Origin of the sequence: Pseudomonas paracarnis (genome assembly GCF_904063055.1) — a bacterium.
Taxonomy (GTDB): Bacteria; Pseudomonadota; Gammaproteobacteria; order Pseudomonadales; family Pseudomonadaceae; genus Aquipseudomonas; species Aquipseudomonas paracarnis.
Map to the genome: position 1 here is coordinate 232336 of NZ_CAJFCN010000002.1, position 24716 is coordinate 257051.

General features: G+C 61.3%; 28 protein-coding genes. 18 read left to right on the forward strand and 10 right to left on the reverse strand.

What is annotated here, in order from left to right; all coding sequences use genetic code 11:
• Window position 1 precedes the first annotated feature (1 nt).
• The 8 genes from proC (at window position 2) to JMV15_RS05705 (ending at window position 6031) form a co-directional block, all read left to right on the forward strand.
• Entirely contained in the window at window positions 2-820 is an 819-nt protein-coding gene (gene proC / locus JMV15_RS05670; RefSeq protein WP_038451849.1) for a pyrroline-5-carboxylate reductase, read from the forward strand.
• Window positions 821-845: 25 nt separating this feature from the next.
• Window positions 846-1433 carry a YggT family protein gene (locus JMV15_RS05675; RefSeq protein WP_003195087.1) on the forward strand — a complete coding sequence of 196 codons (588 nt, stop codon included), beginning with the start codon at window positions 846-848 and terminating at the stop codon, window positions 1431-1433.
• A 238-nt stretch (window positions 1434-1671) separates the two neighbouring features.
• Complete coding sequence (gene metX / locus JMV15_RS05680; protein ID WP_034128945.1) at window positions 1672-2823, forward strand: homoserine O-succinyltransferase MetX; 1152 nt, start codon at window positions 1672-1674, stop codon at window positions 2821-2823.
• A complete protein-coding gene (gene metW, locus JMV15_RS05685) occupies window positions 2820-3440 on the forward strand; it encodes a methionine biosynthesis protein MetW (protein ID WP_003195091.1) in 621 nt (206 codons plus the stop codon). Before metX ends, metW begins: the two co-directional genes overlap by 4 nt.
• Before the next feature lie 21 nt (window positions 3441-3461).
• Window positions 3462-3896 (forward strand): DUF4426 domain-containing protein, encoded by a 435-nt coding sequence (locus JMV15_RS05690; protein WP_014720331.1) that lies wholly within the window; start codon window positions 3462-3464, stop codon window positions 3894-3896.
• A complete protein-coding gene (gene rdgB, locus JMV15_RS05695) occupies window positions 3893-4489 on the forward strand; it encodes an RdgB/HAM1 family non-canonical purine NTP pyrophosphatase (RefSeq protein ID WP_003195095.1) in 597 nt (198 codons plus the stop codon). The genes JMV15_RS05690 and rdgB overlap by 4 nt, the downstream gene beginning before the upstream one ends.
• The gene (hemW, locus tag JMV15_RS05700; protein WP_038451852.1) at window positions 4486-5688 is read left to right on the forward strand and encodes a radical SAM family heme chaperone HemW; all 1203 of its coding nucleotides are present in this window, start codon (window positions 4486-4488) and stop codon (window positions 5686-5688) included. The genes rdgB and hemW overlap by 4 nt, the downstream gene beginning before the upstream one ends.
• Before the next feature lie 19 nt (window positions 5689-5707).
• Window positions 5708-6031, forward strand: coding sequence for a DUF3392 domain-containing protein (locus tag JMV15_RS05705; RefSeq protein ID WP_003195099.1), 324 nt, complete (start codon window positions 5708-5710; stop codon window positions 6029-6031).
• A 138-nt stretch (window positions 6032-6169) separates the two neighbouring features.
• Here the strand turns inward: JMV15_RS05705 and trmB are convergent, their stop codons facing one another.
• From trmB to JMV15_RS05725, 4 genes are all read right to left on the reverse strand, one after another.
• Window positions 6170-6895 (reverse strand): tRNA (guanosine(46)-N7)-methyltransferase TrmB, encoded by a 726-nt coding sequence (gene trmB / locus JMV15_RS05710; RefSeq protein ID WP_014720333.1) that lies wholly within the window; start codon window positions 6893-6895, stop codon window positions 6170-6172.
• Window positions 6896-6904: 9 nt separating this feature from the next.
• On the reverse strand, window positions 6905-7699 hold the full coding sequence (locus tag JMV15_RS05715; protein WP_201491313.1) for a thiazole synthase: 795 nt from the start codon (window positions 7697-7699) through the stop codon (window positions 6905-6907).
• A gap of 54 nt (window positions 7700-7753) precedes the next feature.
• Window positions 7754-7954 (reverse strand): sulfur carrier protein ThiS, encoded by a 201-nt coding sequence (thiS, locus tag JMV15_RS05720; RefSeq protein ID WP_019817757.1) that lies wholly within the window; start codon window positions 7952-7954, stop codon window positions 7754-7756.
• Window positions 7955-8033: 79 nt separating this feature from the next.
• Window positions 8034-8408 (reverse strand): DUF423 domain-containing protein, encoded by a 375-nt coding sequence (locus JMV15_RS05725; RefSeq protein ID WP_014720336.1) that lies wholly within the window; start codon window positions 8406-8408, stop codon window positions 8034-8036.
• A gap of 74 nt (window positions 8409-8482) precedes the next feature.
• Here JMV15_RS05725 and mtgA point away from each other — a divergent pair, with 74 nt between their 5' ends.
• A complete protein-coding gene (mtgA, locus tag JMV15_RS05730) occupies window positions 8483-9205 on the forward strand; it encodes a monofunctional biosynthetic peptidoglycan transglycosylase (protein WP_014720337.1) in 723 nt (240 codons plus the stop codon).
• Between the two features lie 188 nt (window positions 9206-9393).
• On the opposite strand, the gene rpoH is transcribed toward mtgA, so the two are convergent.
• The 4 genes from rpoH to ftsY all read right to left on the reverse strand — a co-directional run bounded on the left by rpoH (window position 9394) and on the right by ftsY (window position 13460).
• Window positions 9394-10248: an RNA polymerase sigma factor RpoH gene (gene rpoH, locus JMV15_RS05735; protein WP_003176698.1), complete on the reverse strand. Its 855-nt coding sequence runs from the start codon at window positions 10246-10248 to the stop codon at window positions 9394-9396.
• A 130-nt stretch (window positions 10249-10378) separates the two neighbouring features.
• Window positions 10379-11401, reverse strand: a complete 1023-nt coding sequence (gene ftsX, locus JMV15_RS05740; protein ID WP_014720338.1) for a permease-like cell division protein FtsX — start codon at window positions 11399-11401, stop codon at window positions 10379-10381.
• The gene (gene ftsE / locus JMV15_RS05745; protein ID WP_003195112.1) at window positions 11398-12069 is read right to left on the reverse strand and encodes a cell division ATP-binding protein FtsE; all 672 of its coding nucleotides are present in this window, start codon (window positions 12067-12069) and stop codon (window positions 11398-11400) included. The genes ftsX and ftsE overlap by 4 nt, the downstream gene beginning before the upstream one ends.
• Window positions 12066-13460 carry a signal recognition particle-docking protein FtsY gene (ftsY, locus tag JMV15_RS05750; protein WP_020301927.1) on the reverse strand — a complete coding sequence of 465 codons (1395 nt, stop codon included), beginning with the start codon at window positions 13458-13460 and terminating at the stop codon, window positions 12066-12068. Before ftsY ends, ftsE begins: the two co-directional genes overlap by 4 nt.
• Before the next feature lie 232 nt (window positions 13461-13692).
• Between ftsY and JMV15_RS05755 the strand changes: the two genes are divergently transcribed.
• From JMV15_RS05755 to JMV15_RS05770, 4 genes are read left to right on the forward strand one after another with little or no spacing between them, the layout of a single operon-like run.
• Window positions 13693-15048 (forward strand): M16 family metallopeptidase, encoded by a 1356-nt coding sequence (locus JMV15_RS05755; RefSeq protein ID WP_038451856.1) that lies wholly within the window; start codon window positions 13693-13695, stop codon window positions 15046-15048.
• A complete protein-coding gene (locus tag JMV15_RS05760) occupies window positions 15041-16531 on the forward strand; it encodes a M16 family metallopeptidase (protein ID WP_019817760.1) in 1491 nt (496 codons plus the stop codon). The genes JMV15_RS05755 and JMV15_RS05760 overlap by 8 nt, the downstream gene beginning before the upstream one ends.
• On the forward strand, window positions 16531-17148 hold the full coding sequence (rsmD, locus tag JMV15_RS05765) for a 16S rRNA (guanine(966)-N(2))-methyltransferase RsmD (RefSeq protein ID WP_038451859.1): 618 nt from the start codon (window positions 16531-16533) through the stop codon (window positions 17146-17148). The genes JMV15_RS05760 and rsmD overlap by 1 nt, the downstream gene beginning before the upstream one ends.
• 51 nt (window positions 17149-17199) lie before the next feature.
• A complete protein-coding gene (locus tag JMV15_RS05770) occupies window positions 17200-18198 on the forward strand; it encodes a hydrolase (RefSeq protein WP_014720343.1) in 999 nt (332 codons plus the stop codon).
• A gap of 116 nt (window positions 18199-18314) precedes the next feature.
• Here JMV15_RS05770 and JMV15_RS05775 read toward each other — a convergent pair whose 3' ends face one another.
• Together JMV15_RS05775 and JMV15_RS05780 are read right to left on the reverse strand one after the other, a co-directional pair.
• Entirely contained in the window at window positions 18315-19169 is an 855-nt protein-coding gene (locus tag JMV15_RS05775; RefSeq protein WP_019817762.1) for a sulfurtransferase, read from the reverse strand.
• Window positions 19170-19202: 33 nt separating this feature from the next.
• Entirely contained in the window at window positions 19203-19874 is a 672-nt protein-coding gene (locus tag JMV15_RS05780) for a TetR/AcrR family transcriptional regulator (protein WP_005792294.1), read from the reverse strand.
• Window positions 19875-20019: 145 nt separating this feature from the next.
• On the opposite strand from JMV15_RS05780, the gene JMV15_RS05785 reads away from it, so the two are divergent.
• The 5 genes from JMV15_RS05785 (at window position 20020) to JMV15_RS05805 (ending at window position 24608) form a co-directional block, all read left to right on the forward strand.
• Window positions 20020-21447: a coniferyl aldehyde dehydrogenase gene (locus tag JMV15_RS05785; RefSeq protein ID WP_019817763.1), complete on the forward strand. Its 1428-nt coding sequence runs from the start codon at window positions 20020-20022 to the stop codon at window positions 21445-21447.
• 29 nt (window positions 21448-21476) lie between these two features.
• Window positions 21477-22022, forward strand: coding sequence for a hypothetical protein (locus JMV15_RS05790; RefSeq protein WP_038451862.1), 546 nt, complete (start codon window positions 21477-21479; stop codon window positions 22020-22022).
• Window positions 22023-22075: 53 nt separating this feature from the next.
• A complete protein-coding gene (locus JMV15_RS05795) occupies window positions 22076-23671 on the forward strand; it encodes a GMC family oxidoreductase (protein WP_014720347.1) in 1596 nt (531 codons plus the stop codon).
• Between the two features lie 103 nt (window positions 23672-23774).
• A complete protein-coding gene (gene coaD, locus JMV15_RS05800; RefSeq protein ID WP_003195136.1) occupies window positions 23775-24254 on the forward strand; it encodes a pantetheine-phosphate adenylyltransferase in 480 nt (159 codons plus the stop codon).
• A gap of 102 nt (window positions 24255-24356) precedes the next feature.
• Window positions 24357-24608: a YfhL family 4Fe-4S dicluster ferredoxin gene (locus JMV15_RS05805; RefSeq protein WP_003195146.1), complete on the forward strand. Its 252-nt coding sequence runs from the start codon at window positions 24357-24359 to the stop codon at window positions 24606-24608.
• The last annotated feature ends 108 nt before the right edge of the window (window positions 24609-24716 follow it).

Genomic DNA, 24716 nt, shown 5'->3' on the forward strand with positions numbered 1-24716 from the left:
CATGAGCAACACGCGTATTGCCTTTATCGGCGCCGGTAACATGGCGGCCAGCCTGATCGGTGGCCTGCGGGCCAAGGGCCTGGACGCCGAGCAGATCCGCGCCAGCGACCCGGGCGCCGAGACCCGCGAGCGCGTCAGCGCCGAACACGGCATCCAGACCTTCGCTGATAATGCCGAGGCCATCCACGGCGTCGATGTGATCGTACTGGCGGTCAAGCCCCAGGCCATGAAGGCTGTGTGCGAGAGCCTGCGCCCGAGCCTGCAACCTCACCAACTGGTGGTGTCGATTGCCGCTGGCATCACCTGCGCCAGCATGACCAACTGGCTCGGCGCCCAGCCCATCGTGCGCTGCATGCCCAACACCCCGGCGCTGCTGCGCCAGGGCGTCACCGGTTTGTATGCCACCGGCGAAGTCACCGCGCAGCAACGTGACCAGGCCCAGGAACTGCTGTCTGCGGTGGGCATCGCCGTGTGGCTGGAGCAGGAACAGCAACTGGATGCGGTTACCGCCGTTTCCGGTAGTGGCCCGGCCTACTTCTTCCTGCTGATCGAGGCCATGACCGCCGCCGGTGTCAAGCTGGGCCTGCCCCACGACGTGGCCGAGCAACTGGCGGAGCAAACCGCCCTGGGCGCCGCGAAAATGGCGGTCGGCAGCGAGGTGAATGCCGCCGAACTGCGCCGTCGCGTCACCTCGCCAGGTGGCACCACACAAGCGGCTATCGAGTCGTTCCAGGCCGGGGGCTTTGAAGCCCTGGTGGAAACAGCACTGGGTGCCGCCGCACATCGTTCAGCCGAGATGGCTGAGCAACTGGGCAAATAGTCGTCCCTTACCAAGGTAATCAAACATGCTCGGAATCAATGACGCTGCCATTTTCATCATCCAGACCCTGGGCAGCTTGTACCTGCTGATCGTGCTGATGCGCTTTATCCTGCAACTGGTGCGTGCAAACTTCTACAACCCGCTGTGCCAGTTCGTGGTGAAGGCCACCCAACCACTGCTCAAGCCGCTGCGCCGAGTGATCCCGAGCCTGTTCGGCCTGGACATGTCGTCGCTGGTGCTGGCGTTGCTGCTGCAAATCCTGCTGTTCGTGGTGATCCTGATGCTCAATGGCTACCAGGCCTTCACCGTCCTGCTGTTGCCATGGGGCCTGATCGGGATTTTCTCGCTGTTCCTGAAGATCATTTTCTGGTCGATGATCATCAGCGTGATCCTCTCCTGGGTCGCACCGGGCAGCCGTAGCCCAGGTGCCGAATTGGTGGCTCAGATCACCGAGCCCGTGCTGGCACCCTTCCGTCGCCTGATTCCGAACCTGGGCGGCCTGGATATCTCGCCGATCTTCGCGTTTATCGTGATTCAGTTGCTGCAAAGCTGGGTGATTCCGCGCCTGGCCTACTTTGCTTACATGCCAAAAGAGTTGTTTGGCCTGATCTGAATGCCGTAGCCCCTATGGGAGCTGGCTTGCCTGCGATAGCATGGCTTGTGCTGATCGTTCCCACGCTCTGCGTGGGAATGCAGCCGTGACGCTCCGCGTCACCAGGGCAGGACGCAGAGCGTCCCAAGAGGCATTCCCACGCGGAGCGTGGGAACGATCACGCTAACCCCCGACCATTGCTTGCCGCTAGGGTCCCCGCTCTTTAGACTTACGCCTCATTTAAACGAGAGCAGGGTCGATGCCAGCTGCCTTCCCCCCCGATTCTGTTGGACTGGTCGTGCCACAAGTGGCGCATTTCAGCGAACCCCTGGCCCTGGCCTGCGGCCGTTCGTTGCCAGCCTACGACCTGATCTACGAAACCTATGGCCAACTGAACGCCACGGCGAGCAACGCCGTGCTGATCTGCCATGCCTTATCCGGCCATCATCACGCCGCCGGCTTCCATAGCGTTGACGACCGCAAGCCCGGCTGGTGGGACAGTTGCATCGGCCCCGGCAAGCCCATCGACACCAATAAGTTCTTTGTGGTCAGCCTGAACAACCTCGGCGGCTGCAACGGCTCCACCGGCCCCAGCAGCCTCAACCCGGAAACTGGCAAACCGTTCGGCGCCGACTTCCCAGTGCTGACCGTGGAAGACTGGGTGCACAGCCAGGCACGCCTGGCCGACCTGCTGGGCATCAGCCAGTGGGCCGCCGTGATTGGCGGCAGCCTGGGCGGCATGCAGGCCCTGCAATGGACCATCACCTATCCGGACCGCGTGCGTCATTGCCTGGCCATCGCCTCGGCGCCCAAGTTGTCGGCGCAGAACATCGCCTTCAACGAAGTGGCGCGCCAGGCGATCCTCACCGACCCCGAGTTCCACGGCGGTTCGTTCCAGGAAGCGGGCGTGATCCCCAAGCGCGGCCTGATGCTGGCGCGGATGGTCGGCCACATTACCTACCTGTCCGACGATTCCATGGGCGAGAAATTCGGCCGAGGCCTCAAGAGCGAGAAGCTCAACTACGACTTCCACAGCGTCGAGTTCCAGGTGGAAAGCTACCTGCGTTATCAGGGCGAGGAATTCTCAGGGCGCTTTGACGCCAACACCTACCTACTGATGACCAAGGCTCTGGACTACTTCGACCCGGCCGCCAACCACGATGACGACCTGGCAAAAACCTTCGAGCACGCCACGGCCAAGTTCTGCGTGATGTCGTTCACCACCGACTGGCGCTTTTCGCCGGCACGCTCCCGCGAACTGGTGGATGCCCTGATGGCCGCCAAGAAAGACGTCTGCTACCTGGAGATCGATGCACCGCAAGGCCACGACGCCTTCCTGATTCCGATCCCACGCTACCTGCAGGCGTTCAGTAACTACATGAACCGTATTTCGCTTGTGAGAACGCCATGAGAGCCGACCTGGAAATCATCCAAGACTGGATCCCCGCCGGCAGCCGCGTGCTCGACCTGGGCTGCGGCGACGGCGAACTGCTGAGCTGGCTGCGCGACCACAAGCAAGTCACCGGCTACGGCCTGGAAAACGACCCGGACAACATCGCCCAGTGCGTGGCCAAGGGCATCAACGTGATCGAGCAGGACCTGGACAAGGGCCTGGGCAACTTTGCCAGCAACAGCTTCGATATCGTGGTGATGACCCAGGCCCTGCAAGCGGTGCACTACCCGGACCGCATCCTTGACGAAATGCTGCGCGTGGGCCGCCAATGCATCATCACCTTTCCCAACTTTGGCCACTGGCGCTGCCGCTGGTACCTGGCCACCAAGGGGCGCATGCCGGTCTCCGACTTCCTGCCGTACACCTGGTACAACACGCCGAACATCCACTTCTGCACCTTCGAAGACTTCGAAGCCCTGTGTGGCGAGCGTGAAGCCAAGGTGATCAACCGCCTTGCCGTCGATCAACAGCACCGCCACGGCTGGGCGAGTAAGCTATGGCCCAACCTGTTGGGCGAAATTGGTATTTACCGGGTCAGCAGCCCTGGCCTGACCGACCACAAAGTTGCCGTCTAATCATCTTCAAGAGGGACGTTCATGAGTCGTTTGGCTATTTTTCTATTGACCGCATGCCTGGGCGCCAGCGCCATGGCCGCCGACGCTATCGACGCTAATCGCAAAAAGGACTTCGGCGATATCACCGTTCATTACAACACCTTCACTTCAAGCTTCCTGCCCGCTGAGACCGCCCAAAAAGTCGGTGTGGTGCGCAGCAAGGAGAAGGGGTTGATCAACGTGACCGTGATCAAGGGCGTAAGCCCGGTGGCCGCGCAAGTCACTGGCACGGTCAAGGATTTGGGCGGCAAGAGCGAGATCCTGACGTTCAAGCAGATCGAAGAGAAAAGCGGCATCAGCTACCTCGCGCCCTACTCGGTGACCCAGCGGGAATACAAGACGTTTACCATCAACGTTGAAACCGGCGGCAAGGCCCACGGTTTCCAATTCAACCAAGAACTGTTCCCGGCCGAATGATGAACCTTACCCAACTCGTACTCGCCAGCCACAACGCCGGCAAACTCAAAGAACTGCAAGCCATGCTCGGTGAGTCTGTGCACCTGCGTTCGATTGGCGAGTTCAGCCAGGTCGAACCGGAAGAGACCGGCCTGTCGTTCGTCGAGAATGCCATCCTCAAGGCCCGCAATGCTGCGCGTATCTCTGGCCTGCCGGCCCTGGCGGATGATTCGGGCCTGGCCGTGGACTTCCTCGGCGGCGCCCCTGGCATCTACTCCGCCCGTTACGCCGACGGCAAGGGCGACGCAGCCAACAACGCCAAGCTGCTCGACGCCCTCAAGGACGTGCCGGAGGCCGAGCGTGGTGCGCAGTTCGTCTGCGTGCTGGCCCTGGTGCGGCATGCCGATGACCCGTTGCCGATTCTGTGCGAAGGCCTGTGGCACGGGCGCATCCTGCAAGCCGCCAGCGGTGAGCATGGGTTTGGCTATGACCCGCTGTTCTGGGTGCCGGAGCGCAATGTCTCCAGCGCCGAACTGAGCCCGGCCGACAAGAACCAGATCAGCCACCGCGCCCGCGCCATGGCGTTGCTGCGCCAGCGCCTGGGCTTGAAATGACCCAGAACACCTCTGCGCAGCCGCTGATCCACGGTGGCGCGCAAACACCACGGGCGGCCCTGCCCCATCTGCCGCCCCTGGCGCTGTACATCCATATCCCGTGGTGCGTGCGCAAATGCCCGTATTGCGACTTCAACTCCCACACCGCCAGCAAAGTGCTGCCGGAAGAAGAGTACGTGGACGCCCTGCTGGCCGACCTGGACCAAGACCTGCACGCCGTGTATGGCCGTAAACTGAGTTCGATCTTCTTTGGCGGCGGCACGCCCAGCCTGTTCAGCGCTGCTGCACTGGGCCGCCTGCTCAAGGGCGTTCAAACGCGTATCCCGTTTACCGACGATATCGAGATCACCCTGGAAGCCAACCCCGGTACGTTCGAACAAGAGAAGTTCGTGGCGTACCGCAAACTGGGGATCAATCGCCTGTCCATCGGCATCCAGAGCTTCCAGCAAGAGAAGCTCGAAGCCCTGGGCCGCATCCACAATGGCGATGAAGCCGTGCGCGCAGCCGGCATGGCGCGCCAGGCCGGGTTCGACAACTTCAACCTGGACTTGATGCACGGCCTGCCCAACCAGTCCCTGGAGGACGCCTTGGGCGACCTGCGCCAGGCCATTGCACTCAAGCCGACGCACCTGTCCTGGTACCAACTGACCCTGGAACCCAACACCGTGTTCTGGAACCAGCCACCCGCGCTGCCGGAAGACGACACGCTGTGGGATATCCAGGAAGCCGGCCAGGCACTGCTCGCCGAACACGGTTACGCACAATATGAAGTCTCGGCCTACGCCCAACCGGGGCGGCCGGCGCGGCATAACCTCAATTACTGGAGCTTTGGCGACTTTATCGGCATAGGCGCCGGCGCCCACGGCAAGCTCAGCCACCCGGACGGGCGCATCATCCGCACCTGGAAAACCCGTGCACCGAAGGACTACCTCAACCCGGCCAAAAGCTTCCAGGCCGGCGCGAAAGAACTGACCAACGATGAACTGCCGTTCGAGTTCCTGATGAACGCGCTGCGCCTCACCGAAGGGGTTGATGCCAACCTCTACGCCGAGCGCACCGGCCTTGACCTGGCGAGCCTCGATGAAGGCCGCCGCGACGCAGAACAAAGTGGATTAATGCAGGTCGAACCGTCACGCCTGGCGGCCACCGACCGCGGGCAACTCTTTCTCAATGACCTGTTGCAGAAGTTTTTGAGCTGATAGCTCTTAAGGAAATCGAATGGATCTGGTACTCGACCTGCTCGCCACCGTATCCCGCTGGAGCCGTAGCAACCTGTCGGAAATCTCGTTGGCCCTTGTGGGCTGTTTGCTGGTGCTGTTCGGCGCCGACATCAAGGGCTGGGTCGAAGCACGCCTGGGCAGCATCGCCGGCGCCTTGCGCGTACCCTTGATGGCCCTGCTGTGCCTGATCGGCAGTGGTGCGGCGTTGATCTACGCTACGCCGTGGATTGTGCGGGGATTGAGCCAGTTCAATAACTACAGCCTGGCGCCGGTGTTGATCGTGGTGCTGGTGTTGATTGGCGTGGTAGCAGACCGCCGCTGACCCAGCAGGCACTACAAAACACATGTGGGAGCTGGCTTGCCTGCGATACAGACACCTAGGTGTATCAGTGATACCGAGGTGATGTTATCGCAGGCAAGCCAGCTCCCACATTTGATTGCGTTTCAAGCGGATGACTGTTTAAGCCAGCTTCTCGAACTTCAAATCCCACACCCCATGCCCCAACCGCTCGCCACGGCGTTCGAACTTGGTGATCGGCCGCTCGGCCGGGCGTGGCACGCATTTGCCGTCTTCGGCCAGGTTGCAGTAGCCAGGTGCGACGTTCATCACTTCCAGCATGTATTCCGCGTACGGTTCCCAGTCGGTGGCCATGTGCAGGATGCCGCCAACTTTCAGCTTGCTGCGCACCAGCTCCGCGAAGGAGGCCTGGACGATACGGCGCTTGTGGTGACGAGCCTTGTGCCATGGGTCGGGGAAGAACAGCATCAGGCGGTCGAGGCTGTTGTCGGCGATGCAGCGGTTGAGCACTTCAATCGCGTCGCAGTCGTAGACCCGCAGGTTTTTCAGGCCTTGGGTCAGCACACCGTTGAGCAGTGCGCCGACGCCTGGGCGGTGCACTTCCACACCGATGAAATCCTGCTCCGGCGCGGCTGCGGCCATTTCCAGCAGAGAATGGCCCATGCCGAAACCGATTTCCAGGGAGCGTGGGGCTGAACGGCCGAACACTTGGTCATAGTCCACCGGCGCGTCGGCCAGGGGCAGTACGAACAGCGGCGTGCCCTGTTCCAGGCCCTTTTGCTGGCCTTCGGTCATGCGGCCGGCGCGCATCACAAAACTCTTGATGCGGCGGTGCTTGGACTCGTCGCCCTCTTCCACGGTGTTCGGCGTTTCGTTTGATTCAGTCATCAATAGCTCTTACTTGATCAGACCATCCAGCGGCGAAGAGGCGCTGGCATAGAGTTTTTTCGGCATGCGCCCGGCGAGGTAGGCCAGGCGGCCCGCGACGATGGCGTGGTTCATGGCTTGGGCCATCATGATTGGTTGCTGGGCATGGGCAATGGCCGAGTTCATCAGCACCGCGTCGCAGCCCAGTTCCATGGCGATGGTCGCGTCGGAGGCAGTGCCCACGCCCGCATCCACCAATACCGGGATCTTGGCTTCTTCGAGGATGATCTGCAGGTTATACGGATTGCAGATGCCCAGGCCGGAACCGATCAGACCAGCCAGCGGCATCACCGCGATGCAGCCGATTTCTGCCAACTGACGGGCGATGATCGGGTCATCGCTGGTGTAGACCATCACGTCGAAGCCTTCCTTGACCAAGGTATCGGCGGCCTTGAGGGTTTCGATCACATTGGGGAACAGGGTTTTCTGGTCGGCCAGCACTTCCAGCTTCACCAGGTTGTGGCCGTCGAGCAGCTCACGGGCCAGGCGGCAGGTGCGCACGGCTTCGATGGCGTCGTAGCAGCCAGCAGTGTTTGGCAAAAAGGTGTAGCGCTCCGGCGACAGCACTTCGAGCAAGTTCGGCTCGCCCTCGATCTGGCCGAGGTTGGTGCGGCGTACGGCGAAGGTGACGATCTCGGCACCCGAGGCTTCGATGGCCAGGCGGGTTTCTTCCATGTCGCGGTACTTGCCGGTGCCGACCAGCAGACGGGACTGGTAGGTACGACCGGCCAGGACGAAAGGCTTGTCGCTACGAACGATGCTCATGGGAAATCCTCTGGTTGGATGAGGTTCTGCAGAATGCGTTGCGGCCGTGGCGGGCTAGCCGCCGCCGATGGCGTGGACCACTTCGATCTGGTCACCTTCGGTGAGCACAGTCTCGGCGTGCTGGCTACGCGGGACGATATCCAGGTTGAGCTCCACTGCGACGCGACGCCCGGTCAGGTCCAGACGGGTCAGCAGGGCCGCAACGGTTTCGCCGTCGGGCAGTTCAAAGGGTTCGCCGTTCAACTGAATGCGCATGCCACGGGCCGCCATCGTTTTTAGGGGCCCGCATTCTAGCGCGATTGGAACCTGAAGGTCAGCTCCAAGCGTCAAGCGGTCAAAGCTGCAAACGCCACGCCGCCAGGCCCAGGAAGAACCAGCCGAGCAGGAACGCCAGCCCGCCAAACGGCGTGATGATCCCCAGTTTACTGATGCCGGTCATCGTCAGCACATACAGGCTGCCCGAGAACAGCAGGATACCGACGGTAAACGAAATACCCGCCCAGGTGACCAACCGGCCCGGAATATGCGCCGCCAGCAAGGCCACGCCGAACAGTGCCAGGGCATGCACCAACTGGTAGGTCACGCCGGTATGGAAGATCGCCAGGTAGTCGGCGCTCAGGCGGTTTTTCAGGCCGTGGGCGGCGAAAGCGCCCAGCGCAACGCCGGTAAAGCCGAAAAAGGCAGCCAGCATCAGAAAGCTACGCAGCATGGGGAACTCCAGTCAGACTCATCGGGCAGGGTCTGTATAATGGCCCGCTCAACGGGTTCGGCCAAGCCATCTCTATGCTGCGTGTCCTCTTCAAACGCTTTCTCAACGTCGTGAAATGGTTTGCCATCGGCAGTGTGTTGCTGGTGCTGCTGTTTCGTGTGGTGCCGCCACCGTTCACTGCGCTGATGGTGGAGCGCAAGGTCGAGTCCTGGGTTGACGGTGAGCCTATCGACCTGCAACGCAGCTGGGTGCCGTGGGATGAAATCTCCGACGACCTTAAAGTGGCGGTGATGGCCGGTGAAGACCAGCGCTTCCCGCAACATTGGGGTTTTGATTTCGGCGCGATCCAGGCGGCGATTCTGCACAACGAACGCGGCGGCTCGATTCGCGGTGCCAGCACCTTGAGCCAACAGGTGTCGAAAAACCTGTTCCTGTGGGCCGGGCGCAGCTATTTGCGCAAAGGCCTGGAGGCGTGGTTTACCGGTTTGATCGAAGTGTTATGGCCCAAGCAGCGGATTCTTGAGGTGTACCTCAACAGTGTGGAATGGGATGAAGGTGTGTTTGGCGCAGAAGCGGCGGCGCGGCACCATTTTGGCGTGAGTGCCAAGGGGCTTTCGCGGCAGCAGGCCAGTTACCTGGCGGCGGTGTTGCCCAATCCACGGGTGTGGAGTGCCAGTCATCCGACCGCCTATGTGGCACGGCGAGCGGCGTGGATTCGCCAGCAGATGAGCCAGTTGGGTGGGGAGGGTTACCTGGTGGAGCTGAACAACTCTCGAAAGGCACCCTGGTCCGACTGACACAATACGAGACCTGTGGGAGCTGGCTTGCCTGCGATAGCGGTGGGTCAGTAACCCATGCTTCATCTGACACGGCCTCATCGCAGGCAAGCCAGCTCCCACATTAAACCGAGTTGTACTTGAGACTTTTCGAACACATACAAAAATGCCCCGATCTTTCGACAGGGGCATTTTTTGTTCGCTGCGTTTTAAGCGGCGATCGACAACTTCAGCTTGTTCATCGCGCTTTTCTCAAGCTGACGAATCCGCTCTGCCGACACGTTGTACTTTTGCGCCAGGTCGTGCAGCGTGGCTTTTTCTTCTGCCAGCCAACGCTGGTAGAGAATGTCACGGCTGCGGTCGTCCAGCACTTCCAGCGCTTCGTGCAGGTTGTGGTTGGAGTTGTCGCTCCAGTCGGCGTCCTCCAGTTGACGCGCCGGATCGTACCGGTGGTCTTCCAGATAGTTGGCCGGCGATTGGAAGGCGCTGTCGTCATCCGCTTCGGCGGCTGGGTCGAAGGCCATGTCATGGCCGGTCAGGCGGCTTTCCATCTCGCGCACTTCACGGGGCTCCACACCGAGGCTTTCGGCCACGCGGTGGACTTCTTCGTTGTTCAGCCACGCCAGGCGTTTTTTCTGGCTGCGCAGGTTGAAGAACAGCTTGCGCTGGGCCTTGGTGGTGGCCACTTTCACGATGCGCCAGTTGCGCAGGATGAACTCGTGGATTTCCGCCTTGATCCAGTGCACGGCAAACGACACCAGGCGCACGCCCATTTCAGGGTTGAAGCGCTTCACAGCCTTCATCAGGCCTACGTTGCCTTCCTGAATCAGGTCGGCCTGGGCCAGACCGTAACCGCTATAGCTACGGGCGATATGTACGACAAAACGCAGGTGGGCGAGCACCATCTGCCGAGCCGCCCCCAAATCCTGCTCATAGTAGAGACTCTCGGCCAGTTCACGCTCCTGCTCGGGCGTCAGCAATGGAATGCTGTTGACCGTGTGCACATAGGCTTCCAGGTTCGCACCCGGGACCAAGGCATAAGCAGGTTGCAAAGAAGTGGTCATACGAAAAAACCTCCGACTCACATAACTCGTGCAGTTCAGCACTGCGAAAATTGACCTGGGAACCGTAGGACAAGTTCCCTAAACCGCTGATACGGTCAATACAAACGAAACCACATTAATCTGGCATTAACTACTTCGGCGCCAGCTCACGTAAATGCCGTGCCACCGCAATCCACGCACCGATATACCCCAACAACACCGCGCCAAGCAAGAGACTCAGACCATCGGCTACCGGCACACCGGCCAGAGCGAAATCACTGCCGTAGAGCCCCGCCAGGCCGACAACCGCGTCGTTCAACCAATCCAGGCCAAACGCCAGTACGCCCCAGGACAAGACCCCCGCACCCAGGCCATACAGCGCGCCCATGTACAGGAAAGGCCGACGCACATAGCTGTCTGTGCCGCCCACCAGTTTAATCACTTCTATCTCGGTGCGACGGTTTTCAATATGAAGACGAATGGTATTACCTATCACCAAAAGTAATGCAGACACTAATAACACCGTCAGGCCGAACACAAAGCGGTCGCCCAGCTTGAGGATCGCGGCCAGGCGCTCTACCCAGACTAGATCAAGTTGGGCCTGTTGCACCTTCGGCATCCCTGCGAGTTTTTGTCGCAGGGCTTCCAGCGCCGGCTTGTCGACCTCGTTCGGCGTTACCAGCACCACGCCCGGCAGCGGGTTCTGCGGCAGCTCCTTGAGCGCCTCGCCCAGGCCCGATTGCTGCTGGAACTCTTCGAGAGCCTGGTCGCGGCTGATGTACTCGGCCTCGGCTACCCCCGGGATGTTCTTGATGTCGTCACGCAGCGCTTCGCCCTCCTTGCTGCTGGTGTCCAGGTTCAGGTACAGCGAAATCTGCGCCGCCCGCTGCCAGGAACCGCCCAGGCGCTCCACGTTATTAAGCAACAGCGACAAGCCCATCGGCAGGCTCAAGGCCACGGCCATGACCAGGCAGGTGAAAAAGCTGCCGATCGGCTGCTTGCCCAGGCGACGCAGGCTGTCCAGCAGGCTGGCGCGGTGGCTTTCGATCCAGGCGTGCACCAGGGTGCCGAAGTCCGGGCCGTCGTCTTCGTCGTGTTTTTTCTTTTTCGGTTGCGGGTCGGCCGGCTTCGGAGCCACCCGTTCGGATACTTTAGGGCTGCGTGTAGCACTCATACGCCAGCCTCCCCGTCGCCGATCAGGCGGCCGCGTTGCAGGGTCAGCATGCGATGGCGCATACGGGCAATCAGGGCCAGGTCGTGGCTGGCGATCAAGACGCTGGTGCCCAGGCGGTTGATGTCTTCGAACACCCCCATGATCTCGGCCGCCAGGCGCGGGTCGAGGTTACCGGTGGGTTCGTCCGCCAGCAGCAAAGCCGGGCGATGGACGATGGCGCGGGCGATACCGACACGCTGCTGCTGGCCGGTGGACAGGTCGCCGGGAAAGAGGTCGGTCTTGTCCGACAACGCCACGCGCTCCAGGGCCGAGTCCACGCGCTTGACGATCTCGGCCTTGGACAACCCGAGGATCTGCAACGGCAGGGCCACGTTGTTGAACACCGTACGGTCGAACAGCAACTGGTGGTTCTGGAACACCACGCCGATCTGGCGGCGCAGGAATGGAATTTGCGCATTGCTGATAGTGGCCAGGTCCTGGCCCGCCAGCAGCAACTTGCCGGTCGTCGGGCGTTCCATGGCCAGCAGCAGGCGCAACAGCGTACTTTTGCCCGCGCCCGAATGGCCGGTGACAAACAAGAATTCGCCGCGACGCACTCGAAAGCTCAGCTCATGCAAGCCCACATGCCCGTTGGCATAGCGTTTACCGACCTGTTCGAATCGAATCATGAACGCTCCCGCTCGGCAAACAGTGCCTGTACAAAGGGTTCGGCTTCAAAGGTGCGCAGGTCGTCGATGCCTTCACCGACGCCGATATAGCGAATCGGCAACCCGAACTGTTTGGCCAGGGCGAAAATCACACCGCCCTTGGCCGTGCCGTCGAGCTTAGTCAATGCCAAGCCGGTCAGCTGCACCGTCTGGTTGAATTGCTTGGCCTGGCTGATGGCGTTCTGGCCAGTACCGGCGTCGAGCACCAGCAGGACTTCATGGGGTGCATCGGCGTCGAGCTTGCCGATCACGCGGCGCACTTTCTTCAGTTCTTCCATCAAGTTGTCTTTGGTGTGCAGGCGACCGGCGGTGTCGGCGATCAGCACGTCAATGTTACGGGCCTTGGCGGCCTGCACGGCATCGAAGATCACCGAAGCCGAGTCGGCGCCGGTGTGCTGGGCGATCACCGGGATCTTGTTGCGCTCGCCCCACACCTGCAACTGCTCGACGGCGGCGGCACGGAAGGTGTCACCGGCGGCGAGCATGACTTTCTTGCCTTCACCTTGCAGCTTCTTGGCCAGCTTGCCGATGGTGGTGGTCTTGCCAGCGCCATTAACCCCTACAACGAGGATGACGAACGGCTTTTTCGGCGTGATCACCAGCGGCGCTTCAACCGGTTTGAGCATGGCGGCCAGCTCAGCCTGCAGGGATTTGTACAGCGCATCGGCGTCGGTCAACTGCTTGCGCGCGACCTTCTGCGTCAGGCTCTGAATGATCACGGCGGTGGCTTCGACGCCCACGTCGGCGGTGAGCAGGCGGGTCTCGATGTCTTCGAGCAGCTCGTCATCAATGACTTTCTTGCCCAGGAACAGGCTGGCCATGCCTTCGCCAATACTGGCGCTGGTCTTGCTCAGGCCCTGCTTGAGGCGTGCAAAGAATCCGGTTTTGCTGGTTTCGGTGGTGGCGACGACAGGCTCTGGCTCGATAACGGCAGGTGCAGCGACAACCGGTGCAGGCACTTCAACGACGGGCGGTATTTCAGCCACAGCCTCTACCGGCGCCGGCTCAACCACTGCAGGAATCGGCGGCACGACGTGCTCGGCCTGAACATCCTCAACCAATGCCACGGGTTCTTCGGCCACCGGCAGCTCTAACCAGGGCTTGTGCTCAGGCTCAGGTTCCGGCTCGGCCTCAACGACCGGCTGCAACACCGGCTCAGCCATCGGTAACACCACCGGAACTGGCGTCTCGGCAACCGGTTCGGCTTCTATTACGGGTTCAGGGGTCGGTTCAGCGTGAACCTGTGGCTGTTCGACGACGGTTTCCTGCGGCTTTTTGCGCAGCCATCCGAACAGGCCTTTCTTCTCGCCAGCCGCAGCTGGGGTCTTCTTGTCGTCGTTGGAACCAAACATGGAGACGGCTATCTCAAGGTAGCGACGCGCCACAGGGCGCGCCGGTAAATAAAATTCGATGCGTAACAGACTGTTTTTTAGCCAGCTCGTTCATGCGCAACATTTTGTAAGGCCTAAATAGGGCCTTCACAAGACAGCCGCAGTGGCCGTCCTTAAGTCGGACCAGTATCCTAGCACCTCCTCGCCCGCCGACGCTAAGACCAAGCGGGCAGCCCAACAGGTTTAAAAACGAATGAATGCTCTAGCCCGCCGCGCCGCAGGCCTGCTGTTCAGCACAGTTTGTCTGCCTCTCTCAGCTTTGGCTGCCGATCCACAACCCACCCATGAATTCACCCTCGATAACGGCCTTAAAGTGGTCGTGCGCGAAGATCATCGCGCGCCGGTGGTGGTTTCCCAGGTCTGGTACAAGGTTGGCTCAAGCTACGAAACCCCGGGCCAGACCGGTTTGTCCCACGCCCTGGAACACATGATGTTCAAGGGCAGCGCCAAGGTCGGCCCCGGCGAAGCCTCGCTGATCCTGCGCGACCTGGGCGCCGAAGAAAATGCGTTCACCAGCGACGACTACACCGCGTATTACCAGGTATTGGCCCGTGACCGCCTGGGCGTGGCCTTTGAGCTGGAAGCCGACCGCATGGCCAGCCTGCGCCTGCCGGCCGACGAGTTCAGCCGTGAAATCGAGGTAATCAAAGAAGAACGCCGCCTGCGCACCGACGATAACCCCATGTCCAAGGCGTTCGAGCGCTTCAAGGCCATGGCGTTCCCGGCCAGTGGCTACCACACGCCGACCATTGGCTGGATGGCCGACCTGGACCGCATGAAGGTCGAGGAACTGCGCCACTGGTACCAATCCTGGTACGTGCCGAACAACGCCACCCTGGTGGTGGTCGGCGACGTGACCCCGGACGAGGTGAAAAACCTCGCCCAACGTTACTTCGGCCCGATCCCCAAGCGTGACGTGCCGCCGGCAAAAATCCCGATGGAACTGGCCGAGCCCGGCGAGCGCCTGCTGACCCTGCACGTGCAGACCCAACTTCCGAGTGTGATCCTGGGCTTCAACGTGCCCGGCCTGGCCACCGCTGAAGACAAACGTTCGGTGCAGGCCCTGCGCCTGATCTCGGCCCTGCTGGACGGCGGCTACAGTGCACGGATCTCCGAGCAACTGCAACGCGGTGAGGAACTGGTGTCCGCGGCTTCCACCAACTACGACGCCTACACCCGTGGCGACAGCCTGTTTACCCTCTCGGCCACGCCGAACCAGCAGAAGAAGAAAACCGTGGCCCAGGCCGAAGCCGGCCTGTGGCGCCTGCTCGATGAGTTGAAGGCCAAGCCGCCGACCGCCGAAGAATTGGAGCGCATCCGTGCCCAGGTGATTGCTGGCCTGGTGTACCAGCGTGATTCCATCACCAGCCAGGCCACGGCCATCGGCTCCCTGGAAACGGTCGGCCTGTCCTGGAAACTCATGGACACCGAGCTTGCCGACCTGCAAAGCGTGACCCCGGAAGACATCCAGAAAGCCGCACGCACTTATTTCACCCGCGAACGTCTGAGCGTCGCCCATGTTTTGCCTGAGGAGACCGCTCATGAGTGATCGCAAAAACAGCCGCCTGATCCTGCCCGGCCTGATCGCCGTCACCCTGATGGCGGCCAGCGCCGTTTACTTCTTGCGCCCCAGCGAGTCGGTCGCCAGCCAGGCCCTGGACAAGGCTCAAACGGCCAGCACCCTGCAATCCCTGGCGGAACTGGATGGCAAGGCACCGACCAACCGCAAGCTCGACGTACAAACCTGGACCACCACCGAAGGCGCCAAGGTGCTGTTCGTCGAAGCCCATGAACTGCCGATGTTCGACATGCGCCTGCTGTTCGCCGCCGGCAGCAGCCAGGATGGCGACGTGCCAGGCCTGGCACTGATGACCAACGCCATGCTCAACGAAGGCGTGCCGGGCAAGGATGTCAGCCAGATCGCCAGCGGGTTCGAAGGCCTGGGGGCCGACTTTGGCAACGGCGCCTACCGCGACATGGCGCTGGTGACCCTGCGCAGCCTGAGCGACAGCGCCAAGCGCGACGCCGCCCTGTCACTGTTCAACCAGGTGATCGGCCAGCCGACATTCCCGGCAGACTCGCTGGCACGCATCAAGAACCAGATCCTGGCCGGTTTCGAGTACCAGAAGCAGAACCCCGGCAAACTGGCGAGCATCGAGCTGTTCAAGCGCCTGTACGGCGACCACCCTTACGCGCACCCGAGCGAAGGCACCCCCGAGAGCGTGCCGAAGATTACCCTGGCGCAGTTGCAGGCGTTCCACGCCAAGGCCTATGCGGCGGGTAACGCGGTAATTGCAGTAGTGGGCGACCTGACCCGCGCCGAAGCCGAAGCCATGACGGCCAAGGTGTCCGCCTCGCTGCCCAAGGGCCCGGCGATGGCCAAGATCGCCCAGCCGACCGAGCCAAAAGCCGGCCTGAGCCGTATCGAGTTCCCGTCCAAGCAAACCCACCTGCTGTTTGCGCAGTTGGGCATCGACCGTGCCGACCCGGATTACGCAGCCTTGTCCCTGGGTAACCAGATCCTCGGCGGCGGTGGCTTCGGCACTCGCTTGATGAGCGAAGTGCGTGAAAAGCGCGGCCTGACCTACGGCGTGTATTCCGGTTTCTCACCGATGCAGGTGCGCGGCCCGTTCATGATCAACCTGCAGACCCGCGCCGAAATGAGCGGTGGCACCTTGCGCCTGGTGGAGGACGTATTGGCTGACTACCTCAAGACCGGCCCGACGCAAAAGGAACTGGATGACGCCAAGCGCGAGCTGGCCGGCAGCTTCCCGCTGTCCACCGCAAGCAACGCCGATATCGTCGGGCAGTTGGGTGCCATGGGTTTCTACAACCTGCCGCTGAGCTATCTGGAAGATTTCATGAAACAATCCCAGGCCCTGACCGTCGATCAGGTCAAGGCTGCAATGAACAAACACTTGAGCGCCGACAAGATGGTCATCGTGACCGCCGGCCCGACGATTGCGCAAAAGCCACTACCGCCCCCCACTGATAAACCTGCCGAGCAGCCGCTCGGGGTTCCGGAGCATTAATGGCCAGTTCATCTCGCCCGAAAAAACCTGTCCACAACGTGCATAACGGTGTGGGCCAACTGCGCATCATTGGCGGTGAATGGGGCAGCCGCAAGCTGAGCTTCCCCGACGTTGTGGGCCTGCGCCCGACGCCTGATCGCGTGCGTGAAACCCTGTTCAACTGGCTCGCGCCGTACATAGGCGGGGCCAAAGTGCTGGACCCGTTCGCCGGCAGCGGCGCGCTGTTCCTGGAGGCGCTGTCCCGTGGCGCGGCCCAGGGCCAGGCGCTGGACGCCAGCAATGTGGCGGTGTCCAGCCTCAAGGAGCACCTGGGCACGCTGCGTTGCACCACCGGCCAGGTGCAGACGGCCGACGCGCTGTGCTACCTGGAAACCCAGGCGGCGACTGAATACGATGTAGTGTTCCTCGACCCACCGTTCAACCAGAACCTGCTACCGGCCGTCTGCACTCTGCTGGAAGAACGCCAGTGGCTGGCACCGGATGCCTGGATCTACACTGAGAGCGAGACCGCGCCCTCCACGCTCGGCCTGCCAAGTGGCTGGCGCCTGCACCGGGAGCAGAAGTCCGGGCGGGTGTATTACGCGTTGTGGCATCGTTTGGTCGAAAACGCCGCTTAACCTGTGGCTGGGGAGCTTGCCACGGCGAGCTCACTGGCTACCGAGAGTTTCATGACCCCCTCTTCCGATTTATTCAAACCCGCCTTCGGCCTCGGCAACCCCCACTTGCAGACACTGTGGGGGCCGCTGTGGCGGCCGACCACCCACATCGAGCGTCAGCGTGAGCGCCTGTGGCTGGAGGATGGCGACTTCCTCGATCTCGACTGGCATGGCCCCCATGACGTGCAAGCGCCCTTGGTGCTGGTGCTGCATGGGCTGACCGGTTCGTCCAATTCACCCTATGTGGCCGGCCTGCAAAAAGTCCTCGCGGCCCAAGGCTGGGCCAGTGCCGCGTTGAACTGGCGCGGCTGCTCGGGCGAGCCCAACCTGCTGGCTCGCAGTTATCACTCCGGCGCCAGCGAAGACCTGGCGGCGGCGATTGCTCATCTGCGCGCCAAGCGGCCGTTGGCGCCCTTGTATGCGGTGGGTTATTCCCTGGGTGGCAATGTGTTGCTCAAGCATCTGGGGGAAACCGGCAAGGCCTCGGGTCTGCAGGGCGCGGCGGCGGTATCGGTGCCGTTTCGCCTGGATCAATGCGCCGATCGCATCGGCCTGGGGTTCTCGCGGGTGTATCAGAAGCACTTCATGCGCGAGATGCTGGCGTACATCCGCGTCAAGCAACGCCAGTTCCTGCAGGACGGTCGTGAGGATGGGCTCAAAACCCTCGAGGCCCTTGGCTCCCTGGAAAAGATGCGCACGTTCTGGGACTTCGACGGGCGGGTAACCGCGCCGCTGCACGGTTTCTTGAGTGCCGAGGATTACTATCGCCGCGCTTCCAGTCGCTATTACCTGGGCGGTATCCGCACGCCGACGCTGATTATCCAGGCGGCTGATGATCCGTTTGTGTTTGCGCACAGCTTGCCTGACGCCAGTGAGCTGTCGGCCTGCACCGAGTTCGAGTTGCTGGCCAAGGGCGGGCATGTGGGGTTTGTGGAGGGTTCGCTGAAGCGTCCTGGTTACTATCTGGAGCGCCGGATCCCGCAATGGCTCCAGACCCAATACGGTCAATAGTGTGGGAGCTGGCTTGCCTGCGATAGCGGTGGGCCAGCCAACGTTGAGGTGGCTGACACTCTGCTATCGCAGGCAAGCCAGCTCCCACACCTTCATGAAGTGCTCACACCTATCGTTTAGTCGCCCTTCGCAATTTCCCGGGCTGGATCGGTAATCCACTCACTCCACGACCCCGCATACAACTTGCCCAACGGGTACCCCGCCAGGCTCAACGCAAACAGGTTATGGCACGCCGTCACCCCAGACCCGCAATACGCCACCAGCTCCTGAGCCGGGCGCCCTTGCAACTGCGCGGCAAAGCGTTGCTTGAGCTGATCAGCCGGCAAGAAACGACCATCACTGCCCAGGTTTTCACTGAACGCCGCACATTGCGCACCAGGGATATGCCCGGCAATCGGATCGATGGGCTCCACTTCGCCACGAAAGCGCGGCTGGGCGCGGGCGTCGATCAAGGTCAGGCCAGGTTGGCCCAGGCGTTTTTGCAGGTGTTCGGCATCCAGCAACAGACGATTATCCGGCGTACCGTCGAAGGTACCTGGCGCAACCACAGGCGCGTCCAGGCTCAAGGGGAAACCGGCGGCATGCCAGGCCTTGAGGCCACCATCCAGAATAAACACGCCATCACGCTTGCCCAGCCAGGCCAGCAGCCACCAGGCACGGGCGGCGTAGGCACCGGGGCCGTCGTCATACAGCACCACATCGGTGTCGGCACTGATGCCCCAGGCCCGCAGTTGCCTGGCGAACGTGTCCGCCGCCGGCAAAGGATGACGACCGGTCACGCCCTTGGTCACCGGGCCGCTCAGGTGGCGCTCAAGGTCGGCGTATTGCGCGCCCTCGATATGCCCTTCGGCGTAACTGCACAAGCCGTAGTCCGGGTCTTCCAGGGCAAAGCGGCAATCCAGGATCACCCACCCGCTCGACTGTTGGCGCTCGGCCAATTGCGGGGGGCTGATCAGTTGGGCAAGCGGCATGACTGACTCCTGTGCATACAAAGGGGAAAGGTCTTACTTCACTTCTTCCAGTGCCTGATTCAACGGCACGTAAAACTCTTTGAACAAGGCATCCACCGCCTCTTTAGCCTGTGGCGTAACGAACCCCGCCTCCAGCACCAGCACCTGGTACACCCCGCGCTTGATCGCCTCGGCGCTCAGGTGGGTGGATTTTTCATTGGTGGTACACAAAAAACGCACCCACGAGGTAAGGATGATCCACGCATTCAGGGTCAGGGCTTCGGTTTGCACCGGGTCCATATTGAGAATGCCGGCATCGACAAAGCCTTGGTAGATCGCGCCGCCCTGGATCAGGCAACGCTGGGAAAACCGCCGGTAGCCAGTCGCCAGTTCCGGGTCGCTCTCCAGCAGGTGTTCGAGGTCGCGGTGCAGGAAGCGATAACGCCACATGCCGGCCAATACGGCTTGCAGATAAAAGCGTTTATCCTCCACCACCATCGTGCGTCCCTGTGGTGGGCGCAGGAAACTGTCTACCAGCGCTTCATATTCGCGGAACAGCACGGCGATGATCGCCTGCTTGTTAGGGAAGTGGTAGTACAAGTTGCCCGGGGAAATTTCCATGTGGGCGGCAATGTGGTTGGTACTGACACTGCGCTCGCCCTGCTGGTTAAAAAGCTCCAGGCTGGTTTGCACAATGCGCTCGCTGGTCTTTACTCGTGGTGCCATAGGGGATCAGCTTCTATACACGGGATGGGGCATCTTACGGCCTAACCCGGCCAGGATAAATCTGGATGTTACTGCAATGTTATTTGACAATTTAGAGCAATGACTCTAAAAATCCAGGCAGACCAATAACAATCGGTGCCGCGCCATGTCTGCCAACGTTGCCTACCTGCAAGATTCCCAGGCGCTGGATCAGCTCCAGAACCTGTTCAACGCCCAACGCCGCGCCTTCGTCGCCAACCCGATGCCGCCGGCCGGGCAGCGCCAGCAATGGCTCAAGGCTTTGCGGGATCTGCTGAGCGACGAACGCCAGGCGCTGATCTATGCGATCAGCCAGGATTTCAGCCATCGCAGCGCCGACGAAACCCTGTTTGCCGAATTGATGCCTAGCCTGCATGGCATTCACTACGCGAGCAAACACCTCAAGGGCTGGATGAAACCTTCCCGCCGCGCTGTAGGCATTGCCTTCCAGCCCGCCTCAGCCAAAGTCATTTACCAGCCACTGGGCGTCGTCGGCGTCATCGTGCCGTGGAACTACCCGCTTTACCTGGCCATCGGCCCGCTGGTTGGGGCATTGGCGGCCGGTAACCGAGTGATGCTCAAGCTCAGCGAGTCCACGCCGGCCACCGGTGAGCTGCTCAAGGCGTTGCTGGCCAAGATCTTCCCCGAGGACCTGGTGTGCGTCGTGCTGGGCGAAGCTGACGTGGGCATGGCGTTTTCCAAGTTGCGCTTCGATCACCTGCTGTTCACCGGCGCTACCAGCATAGGCAAGCACGTGATGCGTGCGGCGGCCGAAAACCTCACGCCGGTGACTCTGGAGCTAGGCGGCAAATCGCCAGCCATTGTCTCGGCCGATGTGCCACTCAAGGACGCCGCCGAACGCATCGCCTTCGGCAAAACCTTGAACGCCGGGCAAACCTGCGTGGCGCCAGATTATGTGCTAGTACCGGAAGATCGCGTGGAAGGCTTTGTCGAGGCCTATTCCAAAGCCGTGCGCGGGTTTTATCCGACGCTGGTCGACAACCCGGACTACACCGCCATCATCAACGAACGCCAACTGGCCCGGCTCAATGCCTACGCCAAGGACGCCACCGACAAAGGCGCCACCTTGATCCCGCTGTACGAGCAGGGCCAGGCGCGGCGAATGGTCCACAGCCTGCTGTTGAATGTCAGCGACGACATGACCGTGATGCAGGACGAAATCTTCGGCCCGCTCCTGCCCATCGTGCCGTATCGCGGCCTTGACCAAGCCTTTGCCTACATCAACCAGCGACCTCGCCCACTGGCCTTGTATTACTTCGGCTACAACAAAGGCGAACAAGCGCGGGTGCTCCACGAAACCCACTCCGGTGGCGTGTGCCTGAACGATACCTTGCTGCACGTCGCTCAGGACGATATGCCGTTCGGTGGCATCGGCCCGTCAGGCATGGGCCATTACCACGGTCACGAAGGTTTCCTGACGTTCAGCAAGGCCAAGGGTGTGCTGGTCAAACAGCGCCTGAACGCAGCGAAGTTGATCTACCCGCCTTATGGCAAGTCGATCCAGAAGCTGATCCAGAAGCTGTTTATCCGCTGATAACCGCCACCTTCGGGACTATAAAAACAATGAACCCCAGCCTGACTGATTCACCCGCGCTGTCACGGCGCGGCGTCTTGAAAATCGGCCTGTGTGCCAGCGCCTTCCTCGCCACCGCCGGGTTGGGCGCCAGCCTCAGCGGTTGCTCCAGCAGTACGCCGGCCAGCGGCTTTGCGATGTTGCGCACCAGCGACTTGCCATTCTTGCGGGCGGTAATCCCGGTGCTGCTGGAAGGCGCGGCCAGTGCCGAACAAGTGCTTGCCGGTATTGAGGGCACCCTGAAAAAGCTCGATTACAGCCTGCAGCACTTGTCCCCCGAGATGTTCAAGCTCACCCAGCAATTATTCGACGTACTGGGCATGGGCATTACCCGCGGCCCGCTGACCGGTATCTGGGGCAGTTGGGAAAACGCCAGCAGCGAACAGATCCGCAATTTCCTGCACCGCTGGGAAAACAGTTACCTGAACCTTTTGCGCATGGGCCAGGGCTCGTTGCTCAAGCTAGTGATCATGGCCTGGTACTTCCGGACCGAGTCCTGGGCCCATTGCGGCTACCCCGGCCCGCCCAAGATCTAGCCTGGGCCATCCCCCAAGATTGCATCTTCCTACAAGAATAAGAGAGCACACCTATGCCCGTACCCGATCTGTTCCGCGACGGCCTGGCCCGTGGCTGGAAAACCCACAATGGCGCCGCCCTGGATAACGACCTGACCCTGGAAGCGGATGTCGCCATCATCGGCAGCGGCGCCGGGGGCGGTACCACGGCTGAAATCCTCAGCGCCGCCGGCTACAAAGTGTTGCTGATCGAAGAAGGCCCGCTCAAGACCAGTAGTGATTTCAAACTGCTGGAAGACGAAGCCTACGCCAGCCTTTACCAGGAAGGCATCGGGCGGATGAGTAAGGACGGCGCTATCACCATCCTGCAGGGCCGGGCTGTGGGCGGTACCACCTTGATCAACTGGACCTCCAGCTTTCGCACCCCTGACGCTACCCTCGCGCATTGGGCCAGCGAATATGCGGTCAAAGGCCACAGCAGCGCCGAAATGGCGCCCTGGTTCGAAAAAATGGAGCAGCGCCTGGGCATCGCGCCGTGGGCGCTGCCGCCGAATGCCAACAACGATGTGATCCGCAAAGGCTGCGAAAAGCTCGGCTACAGCTGGCATGTGATCCCGCGCAATGTGCGCGGTTGCTTCAACCTGGGGTATTGCGGCATGGGCTGCCCGGTCAACGCCAAGCAGTCAATGCTGGTGACCACCATCCCGTCCACTCTGGAAAAAGGTGGCGAACTGCTTTACCTGGCCCGCGCCGAACGGCTGAAATACAGCGGCGACACCATCAGCAGCCTCGAATGCGTGGCCATGGACGAACGCTGCGTAGCGCCCACCGGGCGCAAGATCAGCGTGAAAGCCAAGCACTATGTGCTGGCGGGCGGCGGCATCAACAGCCCGGCCCTGCTGATGCGCTCCGACGCGCCCGACCCACACTCGCGGCTGGGCAAGCGCACCTTCCTGCACCTGGTCAATTTCTCCGCCGGGCTGTTCGACGAGGTGATCAACCCCTTCTACGGTGCGCCGCAATCCATCTACTCCGACCATTTCCAATGGCAGGACGGCACTACCGGAAAAATGTCCTACAAACTGGAAGCACCGCCCCTGCATCCAGGCCTGGCGAGCACCCTGTTTGGTGGCTATGGCAACCAGAACGCCCTGGACATGAACCAATTACCCCACACTCACGCCATGCTCGCCCTGCTGCGCGACGGCTTTCACCCCGACAGCCCAGGCGGCACGGTGGAGTTACGCGGTGACGGCACCCCAGTGCTCGACTATCAGGTCTCGCCCTACGCCTGGGACGGCCTGCGCCGGGCCTTCCACAGCATGGCCGAGATTCAGTTCGCGGCGGGGGCCAAATCGGTCAAGCCCCTGCATCACGACGCGCGCTTTGTGAACAACTTGGCCGAAGCCCGCAGCGTGATCGACGGTCTGAACCTGGAACTGCATCGCACCACCCTGGGCAGCGCCCACGTGATGGGCGGTTGCGCCATGGGTGAAGACCCAAAAAATGCCGTTGCCGACAGCCTGGGTCGCCATCATCAGTTGCGCAACCTGTCGATTCACGATGGCTCGCTGTTCCCCACCAGCATTGGCGCCAACCCGCAATTGTCGGTGTACGGACTGACCGCGCAACTGGCGAGCGCATTGGCCGAACGTCTGAAAACGGCATGAAAAGACAGGGTATTCACGGTATCTATCTACATAAGTCGACTTGGCCCACCGGTAATGCTGCGATACCATCCGGTTCCCCAACGGACTCCGCCAGGACGACGCGATGAACCGAGTGTTGTACCCAGGTACCTTCGACCCGATTACCAAAGGCCATGGCGATCTGGTCGAACGCGCCTCTCGCCTGTTCGACCATGTGATCATCGCGGTCGCGGCCAGCCCCAAGAAAAACCCGCTGTTTCCCCTGGAACAACGTGTGGAGCTGGCGCAAGAGGTCACCAAGCACCTGCCGAATGTGGAAGTAGTGGGCTTTTCGACATTGCTGGCGCATTTCGCCAAGGAGCAGAACGCCAATGTGTTCCTGCGTGGCCTGCGTGCGGTGTCGGACTTCGAATACGAATTCCAGCTGGCCAACATGAACCGCCAATTGGCGCCGGACGTGGAAAGCCTGTTCCTGACGCCGTCGGAGCGTTATTCGTTCATTTCCTCGACGTTGGTTCGTGAAATCGCCGCTTTGGGCGGAGATATCACCAAATTCGTGCATCCAGCCGTGGCCGATGCGCTGACGCTGCGCTTCAAGAAGTAAGGCTGCTCGGTCGGTGCCTGCTCGCACTGCGGGCGCCAATGCGGCACAATTGCGCGCATTAGTTTTCAGATGCCTTGGCAGAGTGCCCTGGCAGGAGTTTCCATGTCCCTGATCATCACCGACGATTGCATCAACTGCGACGTCTGCGAACCCGAGTGCCCGAACGCCGCCATTTCCCAGGGCGAAGAGATCTACGTGATCGACCCTAACCTGTGCACCCAGTGCGTCGGTCACTACGACGAACCGCAGTGCCAGCAGGTATGCCCGGTGGATTGCATTCCGCTGGACGAGGCACACCCTGAGACGGAAGAGCAGTTGATGGAGAAGTACCGCAAGATTACCGGTAAGGCCTAAACCTCTTCATTGCCCCTAAGGGCCTCCTCGCAGGCAAGCCAGCTCCCACACTTGGATATATGAATACATTCAAATGTGGGAGCTGGCTTGCCTGCGATAGCAATATCA

What these genes read in the sequence shown, in the direction of transcription:
- ftsX (WP_014720338.1), bottom strand. Translation starts at nt 11,401, where the DNA reads ATGAGTGCTACACGCAGCCCTAAAGTATCCGAACGGGTGGCTCCGAAG.
- rsmD (WP_038451859.1), top strand. Translation starts at nt 16,531, where the DNA reads ATGGCCAGTTCATCTCGCCCGAAAAAACCTGTCCACAACGTGCATAAC.
- thiS (WP_019817757.1), bottom strand. Translation starts at nt 7,954, where the DNA reads ATGCGCATTCAGTTGAACGGCGAACCCTTTGAACTGCCCGACGGCGAA.
- ftsE (WP_003195112.1), bottom strand. Translation starts at nt 12,069, where the DNA reads ATGATTCGATTCGAACAGGTCGGTAAACGCTATGCCAACGGGCATGTG.
- JMV15_RS05795 (WP_014720347.1), top strand. Translation starts at nt 22,076, where the DNA reads ATGCCCGTACCCGATCTGTTCCGCGACGGCCTGGCCCGTGGCTGGAAA.
- rpoH (WP_003176698.1), bottom strand. Translation starts at nt 10,248, where the DNA reads ATGACCACTTCTTTGCAACCTGCTTATGCCTTGGTCCCGGGTGCGAAC.
- JMV15_RS05690 (WP_014720331.1), top strand. Translation starts at nt 3,462, where the DNA reads ATGAGTCGTTTGGCTATTTTTCTATTGACCGCATGCCTGGGCGCCAGC.
- JMV15_RS05770 (WP_014720343.1), top strand. Translation starts at nt 17,200, where the DNA reads ATGACCCCCTCTTCCGATTTATTCAAACCCGCCTTCGGCCTCGGCAAC.
- JMV15_RS05775 (WP_019817762.1), bottom strand. Translation starts at nt 19,169, where the DNA reads ATGCCGCTTGCCCAACTGATCAGCCCCCCGCAATTGGCCGAGCGCCAA.
- JMV15_RS05805 (WP_003195146.1), top strand. Translation starts at nt 24,357, where the DNA reads ATGTCCCTGATCATCACCGACGATTGCATCAACTGCGACGTCTGCGAA.
- JMV15_RS05675 (WP_003195087.1), top strand. Translation starts at nt 846, where the DNA reads ATGCTCGGAATCAATGACGCTGCCATTTTCATCATCCAGACCCTGGGC.
- JMV15_RS05790 (WP_038451862.1), top strand. Translation starts at nt 21,477, where the DNA reads ATGAACCCCAGCCTGACTGATTCACCCGCGCTGTCACGGCGCGGCGTC.
- metW (WP_003195091.1), top strand. Translation starts at nt 2,820, where the DNA reads ATGAGAGCCGACCTGGAAATCATCCAAGACTGGATCCCCGCCGGCAGC.
- mtgA (WP_014720337.1), top strand. Translation starts at nt 8,483, where the DNA reads ATGCTGCGTGTCCTCTTCAAACGCTTTCTCAACGTCGTGAAATGGTTT.
- JMV15_RS05715 (WP_201491313.1), bottom strand. Translation starts at nt 7,699, where the DNA reads ATGAGCATCGTTCGTAGCGACAAGCCTTTCGTCCTGGCCGGTCGTACC.
- hemW (WP_038451852.1), top strand. Translation starts at nt 4,486, where the DNA reads ATGACCCAGAACACCTCTGCGCAGCCGCTGATCCACGGTGGCGCGCAA.
- trmB (WP_014720333.1), bottom strand. Translation starts at nt 6,895, where the DNA reads ATGACTGAATCAAACGAAACGCCGAACACCGTGGAAGAGGGCGACGAG.
- JMV15_RS05785 (WP_019817763.1), top strand. Translation starts at nt 20,020, where the DNA reads ATGTCTGCCAACGTTGCCTACCTGCAAGATTCCCAGGCGCTGGATCAG.
- JMV15_RS05705 (WP_003195099.1), top strand. Translation starts at nt 5,708, where the DNA reads ATGGATCTGGTACTCGACCTGCTCGCCACCGTATCCCGCTGGAGCCGT.
- ftsY (WP_020301927.1), bottom strand. Translation starts at nt 13,460, where the DNA reads ATGTTTGGTTCCAACGACGACAAGAAGACCCCAGCTGCGGCTGGCGAG.
- metX (WP_034128945.1), top strand. Translation starts at nt 1,672, where the DNA reads ATGCCAGCTGCCTTCCCCCCCGATTCTGTTGGACTGGTCGTGCCACAA.
- JMV15_RS05725 (WP_014720336.1), bottom strand. Translation starts at nt 8,408, where the DNA reads ATGCTGCGTAGCTTTCTGATGCTGGCTGCCTTTTTCGGCTTTACCGGC.
- JMV15_RS05755 (WP_038451856.1), top strand. Translation starts at nt 13,693, where the DNA reads ATGAATGCTCTAGCCCGCCGCGCCGCAGGCCTGCTGTTCAGCACAGTT.
- rdgB (WP_003195095.1), top strand. Translation starts at nt 3,893, where the DNA reads ATGATGAACCTTACCCAACTCGTACTCGCCAGCCACAACGCCGGCAAA.
- coaD (WP_003195136.1), top strand. Translation starts at nt 23,775, where the DNA reads ATGAACCGAGTGTTGTACCCAGGTACCTTCGACCCGATTACCAAAGGC.
- proC (WP_038451849.1), top strand. Translation starts at nt 2, where the DNA reads ATGAGCAACACGCGTATTGCCTTTATCGGCGCCGGTAACATGGCGGCC.
- JMV15_RS05780 (WP_005792294.1), bottom strand. Translation starts at nt 19,874, where the DNA reads ATGGCACCACGAGTAAAGACCAGCGAGCGCATTGTGCAAACCAGCCTG.
- JMV15_RS05760 (WP_019817760.1), top strand. Translation starts at nt 15,041, where the DNA reads ATGAGTGATCGCAAAAACAGCCGCCTGATCCTGCCCGGCCTGATCGCC.